Origin of the sequence: uncultured Thiodictyon sp., from assembly GCF_903828115.1 — a bacterium.
Classification (GTDB): domain Bacteria; phylum Pseudomonadota; class Gammaproteobacteria; order Chromatiales; family Chromatiaceae; genus Thiodictyon.
Genome location: NZ_CAIKKU010000450.1, coordinates 1 through 2,370, shown reverse-complemented (window position 1 = coordinate 2,370; position 2,370 = coordinate 1). Strand labels below are relative to the sequence as shown.

Sequence of the window (2,370 nt, the reverse complement as noted above, 5' to 3'; positions counted from 1 at the left end):
TGGAGCTGATCCGTGCCGCCCTCGCGGCCCCGCCGCCGGCGCCAGAACCCGCCACGGAACCGGCGGCGACGGCGCCCTTTGACGGCTATCCCTGTCCCACGTGCCGCATCGGGCGCTTGCATGTGACCGCGCACCTGGCCCCGTTGCGGCGTGGTCAGGGGGTGACGCTGATGCCTGCCACCTGCTAGGCCTCAGCGCCCGCCGGCCGTCCGGGACAGGCCGCCCGCGGCCTGCGTTCGCGCTCGCCCAAGCGCTGGAAAATCGTCTACACTTCATCTCAAAGACGCCGCTGAACCGCCTCGCAGCGCCACACGGACGCCCGCTTGGCGCCGCACCGGGCGCGGCGCGGGCGCTGCAACCCGGTCCGACACCGACCGGCGACCCGGCCTCCGGGATACAATCCCCTCTCTTAAAGAGGACCGCGGCCGCAGCAGGCGTCGTGCCAGGAGCGGATTAGTCCAACAAACGTTTATCCGTCGTGCGCGCGTGGCGTCGCGCTCCGACGCGGGGTCAGTGCGGCGCGCACGACGGATAAACGCTTATTCGTTAGGCAACAAAGGTAAGCGACTATGAGCATTTTCAGCAAGCTATTCGGAAATCCTGACGATCCGCGTGCCTTGCTTAGGAAAGCCAAGAAGTCAGAGCGTCACGGTGACCGCCTAGCAGCGCTAAAGCTTTACAAAGATATATTAGAGCGGTTCCCCACATCGTTAGAGGCGCGACAAGCAAAAACGGAGGAAATTGAAATTGCGAAGCAGTTAGTTAAAAACTTAACCTATCGCTCTCAAGTCGCCGCGACCCTTGCAGCCGAGATCGATCGGTTCGAGGAGGCCAATCCGATTCTCGCTGCATTAGGGGATGCCTGGGGTGGGATTGGACTGGGAAGGAGCGAGCAGACGTTCGCTGCCCTCGATCGCTTAAGTGAGAAAAAGCGCGAGCTGAAACAGGAATGCGAGCGCGAGTGCAGGATCAGAGCTGAAGCTGCGTTAAAGCTTGGGGAGCTACACTACCCTTTTGTAGTTGAACCACTAATCACCGCATTGAAAGATAAATATCGAGAGGTTCGAAGTAATGCGGCAAGCGCATTGGGAAGCATTGGCGATAAGAGAGCTGTTGAACCCTTAACCCGCCTTACTCAAGAAGATTTTGAAAAAAACCAGGGTGTCAGGGAAGTAGCACTGCAAGCGTTAGAGGCAGTAAAGAAATTAGAGAAAGAGCCAGGTAATGTGGGCAAAAGCGAAGCGTTGTCCACCAACTAATGATGCCTAACCTTCGGCCAAAGAAGGAGGAGAACGCAATGAACTGTATTAAATGTGGCAAAATGACAGAATTCGAGAAACCCCGCTCGTATGGGAGCAATGTCGGCATCGTACTCGACGCAAGCAGGACGCACGCCGACTATGAGAAGTACGCATACTACTGCAAAGAGTGCGACAAGGTTTACTGCGGTGAATGCTGCTACCCGAAGTGGCAGGAACTCAAGAAGAAAGAATGCCTGAACGGGCGGGAGTTGGCGGCCAAACTGGAACGAGACCCTGGTGCTTGTTTTTGGGAGTTAGCCACGTGTTCCGTCTGTGGCCGGGAGGCAGATTCCGAATACAGCAGACCAAGCGTACTTGCACACTTTCTCAAGAGGTTTGGCGACAACTTAGAGTCTTGGCGGTGATCGGCAATGTCGCGTAATCTAGTGGATGAAAGTTCCACCTGGGTAAAGGTAAGGATGGGAAAATGAAATCTATTAACTATCGCCTCGGACATCGAATTAGCACAAAATATGAATTGCGAAGAGAAGAAAATGAATATCTATGCACGTCGATTGTTGCCACCCGCCAGCTAATAGGCAAATCCCAAAAAATGTGTGTATGCAGAGTTTGCGGGGAGAAATTTGAGCTAAATCTGGATAGCACCATTAGATGCCAGTCTAAACAGCTATTGATTGTATTTGGATTATTAATAATTGCTGCCTTCATTCCTTTCGCGATCATTTTTCTGATATTCGCAGTAATTGCGCTATTTTTGCCCGTTAGCAAGTCAGATGGTGTCCACCTAATCTCAGAGGGACACTCAACGGCAAGTCACGCGATACTATACGATAGAAAGTAAGCTGGACCCTTTTCGGTTGGGTGGTAGGGATAATGGGGGGGGCAATGGGGTCAGGTCTTGCCTTTTGCCCCAAGAAGCGGATAAAAAAGGGCTAGGCTCGAGTTCTTTTCCCACAAATGAATAAGAGCCTCCGGCGTAGGGACTCCGGTTGCCCGGAGCCCCCGCCACAGACCCGGACGTGCAGTTTTCCCGCATCCGGTTCCTCGGTCGTACTCGCTTTCGCGCGAGCGCGAGGTTTTACGCAAACACCAGTTCGTATTGCAAGCA

At 54.3% G+C, this 2,370-nt stretch carries 1 protein-coding gene and 1 pseudogene; both read left to right on the top strand.

Annotated elements, in window-relative coordinates; translation table 11 throughout:
- Window positions 1-188, top strand: a pseudogene (locus QZY48_RS16550) (hypothetical protein); the annotation flags it as partial.
- A 381-nt stretch (window positions 189-569) separates the two neighbouring features.
- Complete coding sequence (locus QZY48_RS16545) at window positions 570-1,259, top strand: HEAT repeat domain-containing protein (protein WP_295432905.1); 690 nt, start codon at window positions 570-572, stop codon at window positions 1,257-1,259.
- Window positions 1,260-2,370 lie beyond the last annotated feature (1,111 nt).

Excerpts from the sequence above, each read along its gene's own strand:
- QZY48_RS16545 (WP_295432905.1), top strand. The coding sequence starts at position 570 with ATGAGCATTTTCAGCAAGCTATTCGGAAATCCTGACGATCCGCGTGCC.